The 13,907-nt window shown below is 71.6% G+C and carries 14 protein-coding genes; 10 read left to right on the top strand and 4 right to left on the bottom strand.

The annotated features are described in order from the left end of the window. Positions 1-36: 36 nt before the first annotated feature. Positions 37-1,002 (bottom strand): NAD-dependent epimerase/dehydratase family protein, encoded by a 966-nt coding sequence (locus tag ACZ51S_RS33100; RefSeq protein ID WP_468804051.1) that lies wholly within the window; start codon positions 1,000-1,002, stop codon positions 37-39. Positions 1,003-1,227: 225 nt separating this feature from the next. On the opposite strand from ACZ51S_RS33100, the gene ACZ51S_RS33095 reads away from it, so the two are divergent. The 4 genes from ACZ51S_RS33095 (at position 1,228) to ACZ51S_RS33080 (ending at position 5,215) form a co-directional block, all read left to right on the top strand. After that, complete coding sequence (locus ACZ51S_RS33095; protein ID WP_468804063.1) at positions 1,228-2,001, top strand: SDR family oxidoreductase; 774 nt, start codon at positions 1,228-1,230, stop codon at positions 1,999-2,001. Positions 2,002-2,193: 192 nt separating this feature from the next. After that, complete coding sequence (locus ACZ51S_RS33090) at positions 2,194-2,865, top strand: ScbR family autoregulator-binding transcription factor (RefSeq protein WP_468804052.1); 672 nt, start codon at positions 2,194-2,196, stop codon at positions 2,863-2,865. Between the two features lie 170 nt (positions 2,866-3,035). Further along, entirely contained in the window at positions 3,036-4,292 is a 1,257-nt protein-coding gene (locus ACZ51S_RS33085; protein ID WP_388945675.1) for a ParA family protein, read from the top strand. Continuing rightward, the gene (locus ACZ51S_RS33080; protein ID WP_468479137.1) at positions 4,289-5,215 is read left to right on the top strand and encodes a ParB/RepB/Spo0J family partition protein; all 927 of its coding nucleotides are present in this window, start codon (positions 4,289-4,291) and stop codon (positions 5,213-5,215) included. The genes ACZ51S_RS33085 and ACZ51S_RS33080 overlap by 4 nt, the downstream gene beginning before the upstream one ends. 89 nt (positions 5,216-5,304) lie before the next feature. Here ACZ51S_RS33080 and ACZ51S_RS33075 read toward each other — a convergent pair whose 3' ends face one another. Continuing rightward, positions 5,305-5,799, bottom strand: a complete 495-nt coding sequence (locus ACZ51S_RS33075; protein ID WP_468479136.1) for a nuclear transport factor 2 family protein — start codon at positions 5,797-5,799, stop codon at positions 5,305-5,307. Positions 5,800-5,926: 127 nt separating this feature from the next. On the opposite strand from ACZ51S_RS33075, the gene ACZ51S_RS33070 reads away from it, so the two are divergent. From ACZ51S_RS33070 to rfbA, 5 genes are all read left to right on the top strand, one after another. After that, positions 5,927-7,081, top strand: coding sequence for a nucleotide disphospho-sugar-binding domain-containing protein (locus tag ACZ51S_RS33070; protein ID WP_468479135.1), 1,155 nt, complete (start codon positions 5,927-5,929; stop codon positions 7,079-7,081). Positions 7,082-7,144: 63 nt separating this feature from the next. Beyond that, a complete protein-coding gene (locus ACZ51S_RS33065) occupies positions 7,145-8,200 on the top strand; it encodes a hypothetical protein (protein WP_468889432.1) in 1,056 nt (351 codons plus the stop codon). 23 nt (positions 8,201-8,223) lie between these two features. Next, a complete protein-coding gene (locus tag ACZ51S_RS33060; RefSeq protein WP_468962989.1) occupies positions 8,224-9,168 on the top strand; it encodes an aromatase/cyclase in 945 nt (314 codons plus the stop codon). Positions 9,169-9,201: 33 nt separating this feature from the next. Next, positions 9,202-10,116 carry an NADP-dependent oxidoreductase gene (locus tag ACZ51S_RS33055; RefSeq protein WP_388945696.1) on the top strand — a complete coding sequence of 305 codons (915 nt, stop codon included), beginning with the start codon at positions 9,202-9,204 and terminating at the stop codon, positions 10,114-10,116. Between the two features lie 156 nt (positions 10,117-10,272). Next, positions 10,273-11,205 (top strand): glucose-1-phosphate thymidylyltransferase RfbA, encoded by a 933-nt coding sequence (gene rfbA / locus ACZ51S_RS33050; RefSeq protein WP_468479132.1) that lies wholly within the window; start codon positions 10,273-10,275, stop codon positions 11,203-11,205. A 35-nt stretch (positions 11,206-11,240) separates the two neighbouring features. Here the strand turns inward: rfbA and ACZ51S_RS33045 are convergent, their stop codons facing one another. Continuing rightward, a complete protein-coding gene (locus ACZ51S_RS33045) occupies positions 11,241-12,689 on the bottom strand; it encodes a DHA2 family efflux MFS transporter permease subunit (protein WP_468479131.1) in 1,449 nt (482 codons plus the stop codon). Between the two features lie 139 nt (positions 12,690-12,828). Further along, positions 12,829-13,542: a class I SAM-dependent DNA methyltransferase gene (locus tag ACZ51S_RS33040; RefSeq protein ID WP_468479130.1), complete on the bottom strand. Its 714-nt coding sequence runs from the start codon at positions 13,540-13,542 to the stop codon at positions 12,829-12,831. A gap of 246 nt (positions 13,543-13,788) precedes the next feature. On the opposite strand from ACZ51S_RS33040, the gene ACZ51S_RS33035 reads away from it, so the two are divergent. Beyond that, positions 13,789-13,907: S-adenosylmethionine synthetase N-terminal domain-containing protein (locus ACZ51S_RS33035; RefSeq protein WP_468963009.1), on the top strand; the 119-nt coding region annotated here is incomplete at its 3' end.

The raw sequence follows: 13,907 nt of genomic DNA, 5'->3' as shown, positions 1-13,907 counted from the left end.
CGCCCCCGCCCGCCACCGCCACGCGGCGCGGGCGTCTCACACGCGGGCCAGGTGCTCCCGGTACCAGGGGGCAGCCTCGTCAAGGCACGCCAGTGGGCCGGGCCCCGGCGGACAGTCGGCCGCCGTCCAGATGCCCGCGCTGTCGTACCAGTGGTCCTGCGCCACCAGCCTGAACTGCGTCGGGCTCACCCGGCAGCCCGACGCCGCCATCCGTGCCAGGAACTCGGCCTCCGGGAGTTCCTGGTCCACCGGGAGGAGCACGCCCCGTTCTATGAGCGCCCGCACCAGCTCGACGGCCCGAACCGGCTCCGGATGGCTGGCGTGCCAGACCGTCCCGCCGGCCGGGCGACGGCCGAGCGCGAGACGGGCGACGAGGCGGGCGAGGTCGCCGACGGCCACCGCCGACAACCGGGACCGCGCCCCTCCCCACAGCGCCCCGGTGGATCCGAGGAGCTGGCCCAGGGCGGGAACCACCCAACGGTCCCCGGACCCGATCACGAGGCCGGGACGGAGCACCACGGCGCCCGCGGCCAGTGCGTGGGCCTCGCCCGCCAGGCGGGTGCGGCTGGCGGGCGAGAGGGGCGCGGGAGGGACCGCGTCCACGGCGATCCCCCGGTGAGGACCTTGCCCGTAGACGGCGGAGGTGGACAGGTGGACGATCCGGCGGACACCGGCCTCGCGGGCCTGCGCCATCAGCGCCGCGGTTCCCTCGACGTTGACGACGGCACAGTCGCGTTCGTCCGATCCGATCCGCGAGGCCAGGTGGACCAGGACGTCCGCTCCCTCGCAACAGCCCCGCAGGGAACCGGGATCGGACAGGTCCGCCCGGAACCACTCGGCCACCCCGTCGGCCGCCTGCGGAGGCCTGCGGCCCACTGCCCGCAGGAGGAGACCCGGTACGGCAGCACCCGGCCCTTCCCGGAGACGGGCGAGTTCCGCCAGGACCGCCGAGCCGATGAACCCGGTAGAGCCGGTGATCACCAGCCTCTGCGGTTCTCTCATCAGGTACCTCGATCTCTCCCCGGAACCGGACAGCCGTGATCGTATGTGGCGGCCCCGACGGCGTTGAGTACCGGCCAGGTGACAATCAGTCGGACAGCCGCCCGCGCACTCACCCGGACCTTCCCGGTCCAGAACGGCACCGACGTGTCCACCTCACCCCTCTCCCGTCCGCCCGCCCGCCGGAAGCCCTCCCCTGCCGACGAAGCCGCGAGCCCCGCCCCGGCGCTGCCCGTCACCGGTCCGCTGTCCGCCAAGACCGCCCTGGTGACCGGCGCCAGCCGCGGCATCGGCCGCGGGATAGCGGAGCGCCTGGCCGCCGACGGCGCCCTCGTCGCCGTCCACTACGCGCGGAACGGTGAAGCCGCCGGCGATGTCGTGGACACCATCCGGGCCGCGGGCGGGGACGCGTTCCCCGTGCGGGCCGAGCTCGGCCTCGATGGAGACGCCCAGGCCCTCTACGCCGCCCTCGACTCCGAGCTGACCCGGCGCGGCATGGAGCCCCGGCTCGACATCCTCGTCAACAACGCGGCGGTCAGCGGCTCGGCACGGATCCACGAGGTCACGCCGCAGCTGGTCGACCGCATCTTCTCCGTCAACGTCAAAGCGCTCCTCTTCGTCATCCAGGAGGGCCTGACCCGCATGCCGGCGGGCGGGCGGGTCATCAACATCTCCTCCGCCGCCACCCGGATGTCCTACCCGGAGTCCGTCGTGTACTCCATGAGCAAGGGCGCCATGGACACCCTCACACTTGCCCTGGCCAAGGAGCTCGGTCCCCGGGGCATCACGGTCAACACGGTCGCCCCCGGGTTCGTCGCGACCGACATGAACGCGAAGCTCCGTACGACACCCGAGGGGGCGGCGCGGCTGGCCGGGATGTCCGTCTTCGAGCGGATCGGCGTTCCCTCCGACATCGCCGGCGTCGTGGCCTTCCTCGCCTCCCCCGATTCCCTGTGGGTCACCGGTCAGCGCCTCGACGCGTCGGGCGGCACCCACCTGTAGCCCGCACCCGCGTCAACTCCTCCCGCGCGCCGCTCACTCCGACACGAAAGGTGCTACGGCAAAAAATCCCACCCAGTCCTGAAATACGGCTTCCATACGTCTGGAAAAGTACTTGTCGACTGGTTTTCTTTGACTGAATCCCACTAGATTCCCCCTGTATCACCGGACGCGACCGCAGCAGGAGACACACACGTGGCGAGGGTCAGGCAGGAACGGGCCGAGATCACCCGGCAGGCGATCCTCGACGGCGCGGCCGTCGCCTTCGACCGCGCCGGCTTCGGCGGCACCAGCCTCAGCGACGTGGTGAGGCACGCCGGAGTCACCAAGGGCGCCCTCTACTTCCACTTCCCGTCCAAGGAAGCCCTCGCCCGCACCCTGGTGGAGGAGCAGTTCCAGGTGTCCAAGGACGTCCCCGCCCTGGAGGACCCGGGCCTCCAGACGGTCATCGACCTGACCCACCAGATGGCGTCCGGGCTGCGCACCAACGCCCGCATCCGCGCCGGCATCCGCCTGGTCATCGAGTTCGGGTCGTTCACCAGCCCGGACCCGTCCCCGTACAACGCCTGGATCGAGACCTGCCGCAGCTGTCTGACGCCGGCCCAGGAACGCGGCGACATCATGCCCTCGCTCGACGTGGACGACCTCTCGACGTTCCTCGTCGGCTCGTTCACCGGTGTCCAGGTGACCTCGCACGTCCGCGCCGACCGCGAGGACCTGCACGACCGGGTCGTCGACCTGTGGAACTACCTCCTCCCGGGCATCGTGCCCGCCTCCCGCATCCCCCTCTTCGACCCGGCGGGCTCCCCCTCCTGCCGCGCCGCGCTGGGCCTGACCGGCCCGCAGGCGCCCGTTCCGGTCGGCTGACGACGCTTCCAGGGCGGCCTCGCGCACGCCGTGGTGAACCACGGGGGTGCTCGCTACGGCGTGTGCGAGGCCGCCCTGTCGCGTATCCGGAACCCTTCGCCACCCATTTCGTTAGCAAAACCCAAGCGTGGCACCCACGCACACCTCAGAACGTTAGTAAAGTCCCTCTCATGACTTCGCCCTCGTCCCAGAACGACCGAGAGAAGGTCGTCTCCAAGCTCCCCCCGTGGCTCCGCCAGGAGTTGAAGATCCGCACCGCCCAACTGCGGGTCGACATCCAGGACGCCGTCCACCAGGGCATCGCCCACTGGAGCGCCCTCGCCTCCGCCCCCTCCCCCGTCGACACCTCCGGCGCCGAGTCGTTCTCGACCTGGCTGCCCGCCGGACAGTGGGAGTCCTTCCGCACCGACTGCAAGGACCGCGGCGTCTCCCTCATCCAGGGTCTCGCCCAAGCGGTGCGCCTCTGGCTGGAGCTGAACCCGGCCCCCACCGTCAAGCGTCCCTCCGTCGTGCGCCGCATCGTCGTGTGCAACCAGAAGGGCGGGGTCGGCAAGACCGCCGTCACCGCCGGCACCGCCGAAGCCCTCGCCGAGGACCCCGCGAGCCTGCACCCGGTCCGCGTCGCCCGCCAACTGGCCCGCCTCGCCACCCCCGAGGACACGGACGCCGGCCACTCCGGCTCCTCCCTCGACCTCGAAGACCTCCCGGGGCTGGGCATGCGCGTCCTGCTGGTGGACTTCGACCCCCAGGGCCACCTGACCAAGCAGCTCGGCCAGCAGCCGCTGCCCATCGGCGGCGACAGCCTCACCTGCCACATGGCCGGCGAGGCCAAGGGCCCCCTCCAGGACCTCATCGCCCCCATCACGCACGACCGGTTCGGCGACCGCCTCCACCTCCTGCCCGCCTGCACGGACGCCTTCCTCCTCGACGTCCGCCTCTCCACCGTCCGCGCCCGCGAGGCCGCCCTCGAACGCGCCCTGGCCCCCGTCGAGTCCGATTACGACGTCATCCTCATCGACTGCCCGCCCAGCCTCGGCCTGAGCATGGACGCGGCGATCTACTACGGCCGGCGCCGTGACGCCGAACAGCCGGGCGCCTCCGGGGCGCTGATCGTCGTACAGGCGGAGGACTCCTCCGCCGACGCGTACGACCTCCTCACCTCCCAGATCAACGATCTACGCGACGACCTCAGCCTCGACATCGACTACCTCGGCCTCGTCGTGAACCTCTACGACGGCCGCCGCGGCTACATCGCGACGAGCTCGCTCCAGGCGTGGATGGACATAAAGGATCCGCGGGTCGTGGCGATCGTCCCCGACCTCAAGGAACAGCGCGAGTCCGTCCGCCTCAAGCAGCCCCTCTTCGTCTACGCCCCCAACGGCGACCAGGCCGTCGCCCTACGCGCCCTCGCCCGGGAGATCTCATGAGCAGCAAGGCCGACAAGCTCGGCGTCTCGGCGTCCTTCGCGCGGGCCCAGCCCGTCGGGGTCAGCCCCCGCCGCGCCGCCATCGCCGAGGCCACCGGCGCCCCCACCTCCGGGGTGGTCCCGCCGTCCGAGGTCCCCATCGACGCCCTCGCCCACAACCCGTTCAACCTCCGCGAGGACCTCACCGACCTCGAGGAGCTGGCCCAGTCCCTCGCCGTACGGGGCCAGCTGCAGCCCCTCGCGGTCGCGACCCGGCTGGCCTTCATGGAGGCCCACCCCGGCCAGACGGACGGCCTGGGCCGCGCCCCGTACGTGGTCATCGACGGCAACCGCCGCCTCGCGGCCGCCCAGCTGGCCGGCCTCAAGACGATGCACATCCACGTCAACGACGCCCTGTCCGCCTCGGCGGCGGACATCCTCGAATCGGCGCTCATCGCCAACGTCCACCGGGTCGACGTGGCCCCCATGGACCAGGCCCGCGCCCTCCAGGAACTGGTCGAGGTGCACGGCTCCCAGGCCCAGGTGGCCAAGCGGATCGGCAAGACGGCGGCCTGGGTCTCCCAGCGCCTGACCCTGCTGAACCTGACGCCCGAGCTCCAGGGGAAGGTGGAGACGGGCGAGCTGAAGGTCGAGCCGGCCCGCCGCATCGGCCGCCTCCCCCAGGAGGAACAGGCGGCGGCCGCCACCGAGAGCATCCAGGCCGTCAACCCCCCGCGCCAGCGCACCCGCCCGGCACCCCAGACCGTTGACGGCGTTAACGCCGTCAACGCCGCCGGCACGCCGGCGCCGGGCACCCCTCCCGCACCCGCCCCCCGCCTCACGATCTCCACCCACTCCCCGGAGACCATCGCGGACGCCCTCACCGCGCACCTCACCCCGGACGACCTGAAGGCCGTCACGGAGCTGCTGATGCAGCGCATCTGACCCGGCGGCCCGCACGCACGGGCCGCGCACACGCCGGGGCGCTGGCGGCATCCGCACCGCCAACGCCCCGCGTGCGGGCAAGGGGGATTTCAGCGAGCGCGGCCGTCCGCCTCCAGGCTGCGCCGCCGCACGAGCAGACGGCCGTCGTCCGCGCGGACCAGCTCGTCATGGCAGAGCAGTGAGCCGCGGATCGCCAGCGGGCCACCCGGCGCGGTGGCCATCGCCAGCGCGTAGTAGCGGGTGCGCAGCGTGTCGTCGGGCCGCTGCTCGACACCCACCATCCCGAACCAGTGCCGGAAGTCGAGCCCCTGCGCGGCGATGTACTCGACCCCCGCGCGCACGGTGGCGCGCAGGGCGTCCCTGCCGCGCTGCGGCTCCGGCTCGCCCGCCGACTCGAAGACGGCGTCCTCGGTGAAGGTCTGCGCCCAGGCGTCCGCGTCCGCGCCGGGGCCCTCCACCAGATTCATCTGCCACGCGTAGAACTGCTGCACCTCGGCGTACAGCTCAGCCGACACATACGGCTCCGCCGACACATCGGGCTCAACCGACACGTAGGGCTCCGCGCCGCTCGTGGTCCCGCTCATCCGCACTCCCCGTCTCTCGCACACGCGCTCATCGCGCCGAGGCTCCAACGCGCCTCTCGAGTCCGAGTTGAGCCGGGCCCGCCATCGTGACCGCGCAGCATCTTCCAGCCGAATCGAGGTGGCACTCGTGCGTGTCCTGTTCAACGTTTCTCCCGGACTCGACCACATCTATCCCGCTCTTGGCCTCGCGTGGGCCCTCCGCACCGCCGGTCACGAGGTGGCCGTGGCGACCTCCGGAGTCTCCGTCCAGGCGGCGGTGGGCGCCGGCCTCATGGCCTACGACGTGGCTCCCGAGGCCGACTTCTCCATGGTCTTCCCCAAGAAGGGAACCCCGCAGGAGCGCATGACCGCGATGCGCGCCCGGGGCGAGGAGGTCACCCGGTCCGAGGAGACGCCGGACTTCATCCTGGAGAAGTTCAGCCAGATCAACGACCTGATGGCGGACCGGACCCTCCAGTTCGCGCGCGACTGGCGGCCCGACCTGATCGTCTACTCCCGCCTGCAGGGCACCGCGCTGCTCACCGCCCGCGCCCTCGGCATCCCGGCGGTGGAGAACGGCTACAGCTTCCTTCGTGAGGGGAACCTCCCGGAGCGCCTGCTGCCGCACCTCGCGCCCACGTTCGAGCGCCTCGGCGTCCCGGTGGAGCTGCCCACGGTGCAGCCCGTCTACTTCGCCCCGCAGGAGTTCATGCGCGGCCAGGGCGAGGGCTGGAGCATGCGCTTCGTCCCGCACCACGGCGGCGGCGTGCTGCCGGAGTGGCTGGCCGCCCCCAAGGAGCGTCCGCGCATCGTCGTGACCCTGGGCACCATCGTGCCCGGCGTGGCGGGCGTGGGCAGCCTGCGCAGCGTCCTGGACGCCGCGGAGGGCCTGGACGCCGAACTGGTACTGGCGCTCGGTGACCAGGTGGACCTGGAGCCGCTCGGCCCGCTCCCCGGCAACGTCCGGCCGGTCGGCTGGACCCCGCTCAGCGCGCTCCTGCCCACCCTCGACGGCATCGTCCACCACGGCGGCGCGGGCACCACGCTGGCCTCCGCGCACGCCGGTGTGCCGCAGCTCGCGATGCCGTACGGGTCCGACAACTGGATCAACGCCGGCATCGTCGAGACGGCGGGGATCGGCTTCAACCTCCAGCCGGACGAGATCGACGTCGAGGTGCTGCGGAGCCTCGTGGGCGACGCCCAGCTGCGCAAGACCGCGGCCGCCGTCGCCGAGCACCTGACCTCCCAGCCGGGCCCGGACGCGATGGTCCCGCGCCTCGTGGAACTGGCCGGCGGGCGCTGACGGAGGCGAGGCCGCGCCCTCCGCGCGCCGCGACATACCGGACGACGAAAGGAATCACGGAACATGAGACTCACCCTGCTGTCCCGCGCTTCGCGAGGGACCGTCCTCGCGCTCGGCACAGCGGCCCTGGTGGCGGCCGCCTCACTGCCGGCGCACTCGGCGGTGACCGTCACGGATCTCGGCACACTGCCCGGGCACACCTCCAGCCTGGCGTACGGGATCAACCCCTGGGGCGTCACGGTCGGCTACTCCGCCAACGCCCAGGGCGTCAGCCGCCCGGTCCGCTGGGCGGCGAACGGCAACATAACCGACCTGGGCACGCTGCCCGGTGACGTCAGCGGCACGGCGTTCGTCATCAACGCCTCCGGTACGATCGCCGGCCGCTCGGTCGGTGCCGACAAGTCCGAGCACGCCGTCGTGTGGCGCCCCAACAGCGCGCCCGTCCAGCTGCAGGGGCTGCCCGGCTCGGTCAAGAGCCGCGCCTACTCGATCAACACCTTCGGGACGGTGGCCGGCTTCTCGGCCACTCCGGACAACGTCTACAAGGCGATGCGCTGGGACTCGGACGGCAAGGCCGTCCACCTGCCCCCGCTGCCCGGCGGCACCGCCAGCTCCGCGGGTTCCATCAACAACTCCGGTGTCACGGTCGGCTACTCCCTCCAGAACGGCTTCCAGAACGCGGTCCGCTGGAACGCCGACGGCACCCCCGTCCCGCTCGGCGGCATCCTGCCCGGCGACGATTCGAGCCAGGCCAGCTGGATCAACGACCTCGGCGTCACGGTCGGCAACTCGTTCAAGGCCGGCAAGTTCTACGACGGCCCGTACCACGCGGTGCGCTGGAACCAGCAGGGGCAGGCCGTACCGCTGGCGCCGCTGCCCGGCCACACCGGATCCGCCGCCTACGGCATCAACAACCTCGGGGTCACGGCCGGGTTCTCGTACTCGCCCGGCGGCGTCTACCACGCCGTGACCTGGAGCCCGGACGGCACGGTCACCGACCTCGGCGTCGCCTGGCCGTCCGGCGCGACCGAGGCCTACGCCGTCAACGACTCCGGTACGGCGGTCGGTTCGCTGACCACCGGCGCGGGCGTGCTGCGCGCGGCGCGCTGGCGCAGCTGACCGGCACCACGGAAGAGGAGCACATGGGAGAGACACACACGCACCGCTCCGCGCACGAGCTGCCGGTGCGAGCGTCCGCTCAGGACGTGCACCGGCTGCTCGCGGACGAGGGGAACTGGCCGCGCGTCTTCGCCCCCTTCGTCCACCTGGAGAACCTCGGCCGGGACGGCGAGTTCGACCGGATCGGCATGTGGGGGCACTACGACGGAACCGTCGAGCACTGGGTGGCGCTGCGCCGCGTCGACCGGGAAGCCCTGCGCGTCGAGTTCCGGCCGGAATCCCTTCCGCCGCAGGTGGAGTCGATGCTCCGCTCCTGGGTGGTCGAACCCGCCCCGGACGGCGGCTCCGTGGTGCGCCTGGAACACGAGTACCGTCTCAAGGACCCGGCGGCGGCCGAGACGGTCCGTACCACCGTCGAGACGATCGCCCGCACCGAGGTCGCGGCGGTGCGCGACGCCGCGGAGCTGGCCGCGCTGCGGCCCGAGGCCCTGGTCACCGTGGAGGACGGCGTCACCGTCACGGCGCCCGTCGAGGCGGTGTTCTCCGCCCTCTACGAGGCCGGCGAGTGGCCCTCCTACATGGCGCACGTGGCACGGGCCGACGTCCGGGAGGGGAGCGAGGGCCACACCCAGGTCCTGGAGCTGGACACCGTCGAGCGTCACGGCGGGATCTTCACCACCCGGGCGGCCCGGGTCGGGCTGCCCGGTTCGAAGATCGCCTACAAACAGCTGCTGCTGCCGCCGCTGGGCGCCTCGCACCACGTCCAGTGGCTCCTCACGGAGCGGGACGGCAGCACCGTCGTCCGTTCCCTGCAGACGGTCGTCATCAAGGAGTCCGGCGTCGCGGCCGTGCTCGGCGAGGGCACCGGGCTGACGGCCGCCAGGGAATTCGTACAGAACGAACTGAGCTCGAAGGTCCGGCTGATTCTCGACGCGGTCAAGAACCGTCTCGAGCAGGATGCGAACTGATCCACATGACGAACTACTGAAAGGACCCCCGTGATGCGAGCAGCCGCTCTGTCCGAGTTCGGCGCCCCCGAGGTGCTGCGGGAGACCACCGTCAAGGACGTGCAGGCCGGACCCGGCGAAGTGCGCGTACGCGTCAGGGCCGCCGGAGTGCTGCCCTTCGACGTCCGGGTGCGCGGCGGCTGGACCCCGCCGTTCATCAAGCGGGAGTTCCCGATGGTCCTCGGCAACGAGTTCGCCGGCACGGTCGACCAGACCGGCGAGGGGGTGACGGCCTTCGCGGAGGGCGACGAGGTGCTCGGCTACAGCGTCCTGGGCGCCTACGCCGAGTACATCACCGTGGCGGCGGACCAGATCGTCCGCAAGCCCCCGGCCATGCCCTGGGAGGTCGCGGCCGGCTTCTCCGGCAACGGCCAGGGGGCGCACATGGCCCTGTCCACGGTGGGCGTCAACGCGGGCGACACCGTGCTCGTCAACGCGGCCGCGGGCGGGTTCGGCACCTTCGCCGTGCAGCTCGCCCTCGCCTGGGGTGCGGGCCGGGTCATCGGCACGGCCAGCGAGCGCAACCACGACCACCTGCGCGCACTGGGTGCCATCCCCGTGACGTACGGCGAGGGCCTCGCCGAGCGGGTGAGGGCGATCGCGCCCGACGGCGTGGACGCGGCCCTGGACGCGGCGGGCCCCGACGCCCTGCGGGCCTCCGTCGAGGTGGCCAAGGACCGGAACCGGGTCGTCACGATGATCGCCGACGAAGCGGCGCAGGAACTGGGGCTGCCGTCGGTGGCGGGCGCACGCTCGGCCGAGCGGCTCGCCGAACTCGTCGGCCTGTACGTCCAGGGCAAGGTCAACATCCACATCCGTGAGGCGTATCCCCTCGCCAGGGCAGACGAGGCCCACCGGGACGTGGAGAGCGGCCACGGCCGCGGCAAGGTCGTCCTGACCATCGGCTGACCGGCTCGCGATGCCCCACCGCGAAGGGGGCGGCCACCACGGCCGCCCCCTCTCGCGTGCGCGCTTCAAGGCTTCCTCGACCGGCCTGCCACAGTCTCGGAGCAACCCTCCGGGCCCCTGCGAACGAGCCGACGACAACACGAGGTGAGACTTTCCGTGAAGGGAATCATCCTGGCCGGCGGGAACGGCACCCGGCTGCATCCGCTCACCCTGGGAATCTCGAAACAGCTGCTCCCGGTCTACGACAAGCCGATGATCTACTACCCGCTGTCCGTGCTGATGCTCGCCGGAGTCCGGGACATCCTCATCATCAGCTCACCGGTGGACCTGCCGCAGTTCCGCCGCGTCCTCGGTGACGGCAGCGCGCTCGGTCTGAATCTGTCGTACGCCGAACAGCCGGAGCCGCGCGGCCTCGCGGAGGCGTTCGTCATCGGGGCCGAGCACATCGGCGGTGACTCCGTCGCCCTCGTCCTCGGTGACAACGTCTTCCACGGACCCGGATTCGCCCAGCTGCTGCACCGCCACGTCCCGCACAAGGAGGGGGCCCTGCTGTTCGGCTACCCCGTGCGCGACCCGGAGCGGTACGGAGTGGGTGAGACGGACACCCTCGGCAGGCTCGTCTCCATCGAGGAGAAGCCGGCCCGGCCGAAGTCGAACCGGGCCATCACCGGCCTGTACTTCTACGACAGCGATGTGGTCGACATCGCCCGTGGACTGCGCCCCTCCGCACGCGGCGAGCTCGAGATCACGGACGTCAACCTCGAGTACCTCGCCCGCGGCAAGGCCTCGCTCATCGATCTCGGCCGGGGGTTCGCCTGGCTGGACACCGGCACCCACGACTCGTTGCTGGAAGCGTCCCAGTACATCCAGACCCTCGAGCGGCGCCAGGGGCTGCGCGTCGCCTGCGTCGAGGAGATCGCCCTCCAGATGGGGTTCATCGACGCCGACCAGTGCCACCGGCTCGGCTGGCTCCTGCGCAAGTCCGGCTACGGCGAGTACGTCATGTCCGTGGCGGAGTCCGCCCGGGCCGGCCGGCTCGCCGCGACGGCTCCGGCCGCGACGGCCGACACCGTCGCGGCCCTGTTCTAGGGAGTGCCCGGCGGATCAGGGCCGGGCACCCCTGGTCAGCTGCGGCTGGACTCCGGTGCCGCCTTCGCCGTCTCGTCGGCGGCCTCCCCGTCGGGCCGCCTCGGCATGAAGAGCGCGGGTACGACCATCGCCGCCGCCATGCCCAGCACCCACCAGAAGGTGTTCGCGTAGGCGGACGGGTCTGCCTGCGGGCCGCCGGAGTCCGAGGAGCCGAGGTTCACGGACAGCAGCAGGGCGACCATCGCGGTCCCGAACGACGCCCCGACGCGCTGCACCACCGCGATCATGACGGTGCCGCGGGGAATCCGGTCGCTCGGGATGTCGAGGTAGGCGGTGATGAGGATGGCCACGCCGACCACTCCGAGCCCCAGGCCCCGTACGCCCAGGGAGACGCCGAGGAGCAGGTCGTCCGGGTCTGAGGCGAGCTGGGTGAAGCCGACGGTGCCCGCCACGGACAGGGCGGTGGCGAACAGGATCAGCACCCGGGGCTGGTAGCGGTCCGTGAGCCACCCGGCGACCGACAGGCCGACCAGCATGCCGAGGCCCTGGGGGGCGAGCAGCCAGCCGATGGTGGAGCTGTCATAGCCCAGGGAGCGGGCGTAGAAGAGCGGCAGGACGAAGAGCGGGCCGTAGACGGCCACACCGCTGAGGAACACCAGCAGTGAGGACGAGGAGAAGGCCCGGGAGCGGAAGAGCCCCACGTCGACGAGCGGGGACCGCGAACGCACGGAGTGCACGCAGAACGCGGCGATCAGCACCGCCCCGGCGAGGAGGACTCCCACCGTCAGCGGGTCGGTCAGCTGCGCGACGTCACGTACCCGCGAGAACCCGTACACCAGCGCCACCATGCCCGGGGGCAGCAGCATGACGCCGACGCGGTCGACCTTGGCGTCCCCTCCGCCGGCGGAGGGCGGCAGCACCCTGTGCGCCAGGACGAGCGCCACGAGGATCAGAGGTACGTTCACGAAGAAGATCCAGCGCCAGCTGGCGACGTCGATGATGAGGCCGCCGGCGACCGGCCCAAGGATCGGGGCGAGCTGCCCGGGTACGCCCACCAGGCTCATCACCTTGCCGAAGCGCTTGGGGCCCGCCGCCTGGGCGAGGATCGTCTGCACCATCGGGAGCACCATGCCGCCGCCGACGCCCTTGACGACACGGAAGGCGATCAGGCTCTCGACCGACCAGGCCACCCCGCACAGCACCGATCCGCCGAGGAACACGGCCAGGGCGAACATCCACATCCGTCTGCTGCCGAACCGGTCGACGGCCCACCCCACCAGGGGCGTCACCAGGGCCAGGGTGAGGAGGTACGAGGTACTGACCCAGGACAGCGCCGTCTCGGACGCTTCCAGATCGGCCGAGATCTCGTTCAGCGCGACGCTGACGATGGTGGAGTCCAGCAGTGAGGCGATGGCGCCTATGAGCAGGGTGCCCGCGAGGATGAGCAGTCTGCGGTCCAGGCGTTCCGGGGGTGGAGTCTGCATACGAGGACCGTACGAAGCCGCGCTCTGCTCCGCCTCGAATCCGGTTCGAGCGATCCTGTTCCCGCGGACGCGTGCCGCGGCCGCCCCGGACGGGCGTCGGCGGCACGCCCGGAGGGCGCCGACCGCCGTGGGGCCCGGGCTACTTGCGGGTGCCGAGGAAGAATCCGGGACGGCCGCCGCCCGTCTCGACGTACTCCACGTCGAGACCGCTCTTGCGGAAGGCGTTCGTGTACTCCTCGCGGGAGAACAGCGTCAGGTAGTCGACCTCGCTGCGGTGCTGGATTCCCGTCCCGGCGTCGGCGACCACGTAGTGGATCTCCATCCGGGTGACGTTGCCCTCCCGCGTGGAGTGGGAGACGCGGGAGATGCCCTGGTCGCCGTCCTTGAACGCGTGGGTGGAGACGTAGCCGGGGAGGAAGTTGTCCGGGAAGTACCACGGCTCGATGGCCAGGACGCCGTCCTCGACGAGGTGCCGGGTCATGGCCCGGACGGCGGAGTCCAGGTCCTCGACGGTGCGCAGGTAGCCGATCGAGCTGAACATGCACACCACGGCGTCGAAGGTCTCACCGAGCTCGAAGGAGCGCATGTCGCCCTGGTGGACGGGAACGCCCGCGAGCCGCTCGAAGGCGAGGTCCGCCATCCACTGGGACAGGTCGATCCCGGCCGCGCGGTCGAAGATCTTGGCGAAGGCGGCCAGGTGGATGCCCGTGCCGCAGGCCACGTCCAGCAGGCTCGCCGCGTCCGGCTTGCGCCCGCGGATGAACCCGGCCACCTGGGCGGCCTCCGCTTCGTAGTCCTTGCGGTCCTGGTAGAGCCGGTCGTAGAGCTCCGCCTGGCTCTTGTTCTCGTACATGGATCCCCTCCCGTTGAACACGTCCCGGCGCGGTCCTGGGACCGGGACGAGGCTGACCCGGCCGGCTCGTGTCCACCTCGACCCCCACTGGACGTCGGGAGCCAGGCCCACTGCCGTCGTCAGGGCCCGCCCGAGCCTCCGTCAGGCAGTTCCAGGTTGAGCGAGCCTCCAGAGGTCTTGGCGAGCCTGGGGCGTTCCCCCTTCGCGACACCGACCCGCTGCCCCTCGAGCCACCCCCGGAGAGCAATGTCCCGCCGCCTGTTCACCTCGGAGTCCGTGACCGAGGGTCACCCCGACAAGATCGCTGACCAGATCAGCGACACGATCCTCGACGCGCTCCTCACCGAGGACCCGACCTCGCGTGT

It is taken from the genome of Streptomyces sp. NPDC034043 (genome assembly GCF_055575675.1).
The sequence above is the reverse complement of the archived record's forward strand: the minus strand, read 5'-3'. Positions and strand labels throughout refer to the sequence as shown.

Bases quoted from the DNA above. Each gene is read 5' to 3' on its own strand.
- ACZ51S_RS33065 (WP_468889432.1), top strand. From the start codon at position 7,145: ATGAGACTCACCCTGCTGTCCCGCGCTTCGCGAGGGACCGTCCTCGCG.
- ACZ51S_RS33055 (WP_388945696.1), top strand. From the start codon at position 9,202: ATGCGAGCAGCCGCTCTGTCCGAGTTCGGCGCCCCCGAGGTGCTGCGG.
- ACZ51S_RS33085 (WP_388945675.1), top strand. From the start codon at position 3,036: ATGACTTCGCCCTCGTCCCAGAACGACCGAGAGAAGGTCGTCTCCAAG.
- ACZ51S_RS33045 (WP_468479131.1), bottom strand. From the start codon at position 12,689: ATGCAGACTCCACCCCCGGAACGCCTGGACCGCAGACTGCTCATCCTC.
- ACZ51S_RS33060 (WP_468962989.1), top strand. From the start codon at position 8,224: ATGGGAGAGACACACACGCACCGCTCCGCGCACGAGCTGCCGGTGCGA.
- ACZ51S_RS33080 (WP_468479137.1), top strand. From the start codon at position 4,289: ATGAGCAGCAAGGCCGACAAGCTCGGCGTCTCGGCGTCCTTCGCGCGG.
- ACZ51S_RS33100 (WP_468804051.1), bottom strand. From the start codon at position 1,002: ATGAGAGAACCGCAGAGGCTGGTGATCACCGGCTCTACCGGGTTCATC.
- ACZ51S_RS33075 (WP_468479136.1), bottom strand. From the start codon at position 5,799: ATGAGCGGGACCACGAGCGGCGCGGAGCCCTACGTGTCGGTTGAGCCC.
- ACZ51S_RS33040 (WP_468479130.1), bottom strand. From the start codon at position 13,542: ATGTACGAGAACAAGAGCCAGGCGGAGCTCTACGACCGGCTCTACCAG.